Below are 4,939 nucleotides of genomic sequence, written 5' to 3'. Positions count from 1 at the left end.
GTGAGTGTATCTTGAATCATTATTCGCGCACGTGACAGGTGGAAATCAAAGTTCGTAGTTTTCACAGAATCAAAAGGAACGAGGTCACTAATCTCCCCGTAATGTTTGTTAATATTATTGATAATATCATGCGTTAAATCATCGAGTTTAGTTAATCCGTCGTTCACGTCATTTTCAATGAAGTCTTGGCGTACAACACCATTATCATTTTCGAACGATGTAACTAAACCCTTTATTTGCTTTAGAACATTAATATATTCTTCCAAAAACAAGTTAAATAGAATGACAGCCGGGAAATGCAATGTCATAAAGTGTTCTTTAATTGCATTACCACCCTCCCCTTCCAATGCATCATTAAGATCAATGATTTTATTCATTTCATCGCGAAGACTAAGAAATTGCTCCTTTTCCTTCTCTTTCATCTTGATGATCTCATCTAGCCCATTTACAACCTCAGCAACCTTAATTACTTTCATTTTGTAAACTCCTTCTCTACTAACTATACCGATGGTTCCCCATTATCTGACAGGGAGAGATTCCATTTGGCTTGCGATATTTTCATCGGTTTCCACATATGCTTGAACGGCTTCTTCCACATTTGTTTCGACTTTTATTAATGCGGTTTTATAGTTATTTAACACTTGGTAGTATTTCTCTTCAATGGACTGGATTTTTTCAAGGAAGTCTAACTTAGATGTTGAAAAATCGGGATTTGGATTCGTTATTTCTAGTTCCTCTGTTTTTGCTTTTAAACTATTTAGAACTGGAGTCACCTTTTCAGGTTGTATATTAATTTCTGGCATAGTTAATCATCCTCCATTTCTCGTAATTTACTAATATGTTGCCGATTCGATTCAATTGAAACGGAAAGATTTGAATTCGCATTTTTTAACTGTTTGATTGCGTTATAAATATTTTCTAAAGGATATCTAGCTGGGTATTCATCATTTGATTGTATTCACTTTTAATATTTTCCCTTTTATCCAAAAAGTCATTTGCGAACTTGCCATACCATGTTTCAGTTGAAAGTTCCGGTCGATTAACATGGGTCTTTTGCATACTAAGTTCATCTTGGTCTCCTATAATTTTCATATTGGAATCTTCCAGTCTCCTAATTTTCTCATTATTAGCTTGAATTGTTTGGTTGAAATTTGAAATTTCGCTTGTCAGTTGACTTATTTGGAAAGCAATATCCATGATAATCCCCTCATTTCACGATAATATAAGCCAGTAATTCTAAAAACCGCACTATTATATATAAGTATAAGGGATATGGAAAAAGGATTGTATTGGAATTGTAAAAATGTAGAAATTTGAATACTTTATCCTGATTATTTTTCAATAAAATGTATACTTATTGAGTCTATATGCTTATGTGGATATACTAGATTAACTCTTTTAGGTTTTTATGAAAAAAATGAAGTGTAAGCTCATTAATTATTGCATGTTGCCAGTTGAAATTGATTTTGACTTCTATTACCATCTGATCAATGGAAAATAACAAGACAGGATAAGTTTGATTTGTCTATAATAAAGGAGTTCGCTTAGGGAGCTGGTGTTTTTTGAGAGAAGAATAACAAAGCCAAATAATAAAAAGAAATAGAAGGGACTCTTCTATTTCTCGAATGGAATATGCAATAACTCTGGTACAGTGACAAATTCATAGCCCTGTTCTTGCAGAGTAGGGATAATTTGATGAAGGGATTCAATTGTATTCGTGCGATCCCCGTCCCAATCGGCACCATCGTGCATGAGAATAATTGCACCTGGATGTATGTTATTTAATACATTTGATGCAATGACCTCTGGAGGATCTTCCTGCCAATCCAAGGAATCCACCGACCAGCCAATTATGGCATAGTTCATTGTCGCAAGCTGTTCGACTAATTCATCGTATAAGAAACCATATGGTGGTCGGAATAGATGTGTACGATATCCGATAATGTCATAAAGTTCATCTTCTGTTCGAATTACTTCCCGCTCCAGTGTTGGAATGTCGGCTTCATCGACAAGGTTAGGGTGGAAGTAGGTATGGTTCCCAATTACATGTCCATCATTTTGGATCCGTGTGACAATTTCAGGATAAGCAGCAGCTCTCGACCCTAAAAAGAAAAACGTTGCTGGTACATCGTACTGGTCTAAGACGTTTAATACATCATTTGTAAAACGGGGGTCAGGTCCATCATCAAATGTTAAAGCAACTTGGTTTTGGCCTGAATCTCCCTGGAGAAAAAATACATCTGGATACCGTTGCTGTAAAATATTCAAATCAACTGGAACTTGGCGTTCACGTTCAAGATTTTCAGGTTCTCCACGAAGGTCAGGAAAATCTTCTTCTGGATTATCTAGTTCGTTCTCCTGTTGTCCTTGTGGTTGCTGCGAATCATTTTCCAAACCTCCTTCATTCGCATTAACAGGTAATACATTCGTATTTGTTAGATAAAGACAAAATAAAAACCCAATAACCAAAATCAGCCTAATAATTCTCTCTTTCATCCACTCATCTCCTCATCTACAATAACCGTTATTTAACAGAGACCTGTACACGGTTAGTTTTGGTAAAAGAGGATGATTTATTCAGAAAGAAGGGAGCACTTTAATATAATAACCTTTTCAAAATAAATAACCCTCCAAACCTAGTGAAAAGTAAGGAAGAACTTCTAAAATATAGAGGGCGATTTATGAGATTATTTGAAGGTACATCAGAAAGAGAGGCATTAAAAAGTTACTTCAATAAATTTTGAAACATCAATCTTTCATTTATTAGGATAAAATTGTCCAACATTTATTAGCGAAAAGCGTTCACTTTTACGTGACGAGTACACTAGGAACCGTTCGTGGTGGTCTGACAATTTGTGTTATGATTATGAAGCCTAACAACGTAAAGGAGTGAGATAGATGGATGGAAATAAAAGAGAAAATGTTCAAATTGGCAAAAGGGTTAGAGTCGTGCAGAAGCAAGATCAGCGTTCTGGAAAGTCAACAGAAGGTATTGTCGCTAAGATCCTCACGAATTCAGCAACACATCCACACGGCATTAAAGTGATGTTAGAGGATAAAACTGTCGGAAGGGTAAAAGAAATATTAAATGAATCCCTATAACGATAACGAAGGAGCACTTGCAATAAGAATATGTGCTCTTTTTAATTTGTAACTAAATATGGGATGTTTAATATTATTCTCCGCTTTAAAATAAAAATCATAACCCCGTATCAATCTTACGGATTTTTTAAAGTCGCATCATGATGCCCACAATTGCGCAGTATGAGTGTATTTGGCTTAATAAATTCAAAGGTTATTCTTAAATCCATATTCGCACTCAATTCCCATAAGTCTGGATTATGGTACCCTTTCATCTTCTTCACTCTTAACGACGGGTGAGCTATATCATCAACCAGTAAAATTAAAGCCTGATTAATTATTTTTTGTGATTGTTTATCTAACTTTTTATATGCTTTTTTAAAGCGATTTGTACGTTCAATGATCATTTACTCAATCATCGCTTTCTAATTCTGCAATAAGGTCATGTACATTATCGAATTTTTTGATATTGCCACTTCTAATATCTTCTTCTGCTTCCCGTTCTCCTTGTTGCCACTCTTCCGTCCAAAACCACTTTTGACTTGCGGGAATTTGAACCATAGGAACAACCGTAATATCTCCATTATCCCGGATTTCTAGCTCCAGTGAATCCCCTTCTTGTAAGCCAAACTTTTCTATAAATGATTTTGGTAAAGTTATTTGTCCTCTTTTTCGAATCGTTAACCGTTCTTTCATATTAACCCTTCTTTCCATATCTTTTAAGTACATTATATGCTCACTCGCTTTAGTTGTTTCCGATTTTCTGAATCTCATACTTATATTATATCAGCTATTCATACAAATGCTAACAATTGATATCAAGTGCAAAGATAAATCAATGATTAAAAAACGCAATTAAAGGCGTCACGATGAGCCCTTTTAAAACGAAACACTTAGCTACAAGTTAAGCTAAGTGTCTCGCAAATGACTTTAATTACATAGCAATCGGGAACTAATCTCTATCTTCAAAAAGTCACGGATTAAATTACTGCATTTCCAAGACCTTCTTCGTTTCTTCTCTCTCTTCCAACACCCGATCAAAGTAATCAGTAAATTCCAATTCATTCGAATAACTAACAGTTAAATAATTTTGCGCTCGAGTCATTGCAATATATAACAAGGATGCCTCACGTTCTTTATCTTCTTCCAGCGGGAATGGCATATTGTCTACATTTACAATGAAAACAGCTTGAAAATCGAGCCCTTTACTTGAATCGATTGTACTGATTTTCACTTTACCGTCATCTTTTTCATATTGATGTTTTGTTTCCGAGCTTTCCGCCATCCAGTAATAAGGAATATCGTCATGCTTCAACAGGTAGGCGATCATATCGATATAATTTGTTGTACGGCCCCTCTTGACGCGGTAGAGGATAAGCTCTTTCTTTTAATAATTGCTGGTTCTGATCCTTTTCTTAATGTGCTCTTCGGTGCAATTCTCTTACACCGTTTGTATTAGACAAGGAATAAATATTCGAAAGAGTTGAAAAATAACTTTATACTGGTAAAATTGAGTATATTCTGAGGGAAGCTTTAGCGAGTTAGAAATGTTCCTTCATCATGCAAACATAAACAATCTGTTTGATACGTATTATGAGTAGGAAGATGGACAAAAAATCTAAAATACTGTAGTCAATCCGAATTATATCATTGTGTACGGTAATGGAAGGAGGTATGTCATGTCGGGAAGAGTATGGTTAGGCGTGCTTTTTCTCTTGCTTGGTTTAGGTTTTTTTCTGCAACAAGCTAGCATTATTGATTTACCGCAGTTATTCTCTAATTGGTGGCCGCTTATTTTAATTATTATCGGAGTGGTCCAGCTGATCAATCGGAAACATTCTTCCGCAAGTTCAGGTCT

Annotated in this window: 9 protein-coding genes; 2 read left to right on the top strand and 7 right to left on the bottom strand. The window is 35.3% G+C overall.

Features of this window, described 5'->3' with window-relative positions; genetic code table 11:
- From ACPYKA_RS18840 to ACPYKA_RS18825, 4 genes are all read right to left on the bottom strand, one after another.
- Positions 1-476 (bottom strand): T7SS effector LXG polymorphic toxin (locus ACPYKA_RS18840; protein ID WP_479543739.1); only part of this gene is annotated, 476 nt, incomplete at its 3' end.
- A gap of 42 nt (positions 477-518) precedes the next feature.
- Complete coding sequence (locus ACPYKA_RS18835) at positions 519-803, bottom strand: YwqI/YxiC family protein (protein WP_479543738.1); 285 nt, start codon at positions 801-803, stop codon at positions 519-521.
- Between the two features lie 115 nt (positions 804-918).
- The gene (locus ACPYKA_RS18830) at positions 919-1,197 is read right to left on the bottom strand and encodes a YwqH-like family protein (protein WP_479543737.1); all 279 of its coding nucleotides are present in this window, start codon (positions 1,195-1,197) and stop codon (positions 919-921) included.
- 417 nt (positions 1,198-1,614) lie between these two features.
- A complete protein-coding gene (locus tag ACPYKA_RS18825; protein WP_479543736.1) occupies positions 1,615-2,496 on the bottom strand; it encodes a polysaccharide deacetylase family protein in 882 nt (293 codons plus the stop codon).
- A gap of 402 nt (positions 2,497-2,898) precedes the next feature.
- On the opposite strand from ACPYKA_RS18825, the gene ACPYKA_RS18820 reads away from it, so the two are divergent.
- Entirely contained in the window at positions 2,899-3,102 is a 204-nt protein-coding gene (locus ACPYKA_RS18820) for a YwbE family protein (RefSeq protein WP_479543735.1), read from the top strand.
- Between the two features lie 116 nt (positions 3,103-3,218).
- On the opposite strand, the gene ACPYKA_RS18815 is transcribed toward ACPYKA_RS18820, so the two are convergent.
- From ACPYKA_RS18815 to ACPYKA_RS18805, 3 genes are all read right to left on the bottom strand, one after another.
- The gene (locus ACPYKA_RS18815) at positions 3,219-3,488 is read right to left on the bottom strand and encodes a type II toxin-antitoxin system RelE/ParE family toxin (protein ID WP_479543734.1); all 270 of its coding nucleotides are present in this window, start codon (positions 3,486-3,488) and stop codon (positions 3,219-3,221) included.
- Between the two features lie 4 nt (positions 3,489-3,492).
- Positions 3,493-3,777 carry an AbrB/MazE/SpoVT family DNA-binding domain-containing protein gene (locus ACPYKA_RS18810; protein WP_479543733.1) on the bottom strand — a complete coding sequence of 95 codons (285 nt, stop codon included), beginning with the start codon at positions 3,775-3,777 and terminating at the stop codon, positions 3,493-3,495.
- 289 nt (positions 3,778-4,066) lie between these two features.
- Entirely contained in the window at positions 4,067-4,396 is a 330-nt protein-coding gene (locus tag ACPYKA_RS18805) for a 3'-5' exonuclease (RefSeq protein WP_479543732.1), read from the bottom strand.
- A gap of 364 nt (positions 4,397-4,760) precedes the next feature.
- Here ACPYKA_RS18805 and ACPYKA_RS18800 point away from each other — a divergent pair.
- The coding region (locus ACPYKA_RS18800; protein WP_479543740.1) for a LiaF transmembrane domain-containing protein at positions 4,761-4,939 on the top strand (179 nt) is incomplete at its 3' end.

It is taken from the genome of Pseudogracilibacillus amylolyticus (SeqCode), from assembly GCF_051918545.1.
Classification (GTDB): domain Bacteria; phylum Bacillota; class Bacilli; order Bacillales; family Amphibacillaceae; genus Pseudogracilibacillus.
Note: the sequence above shows the minus strand (reverse complement) of the source record. Positions and strands in the feature narration are given on the sequence as shown.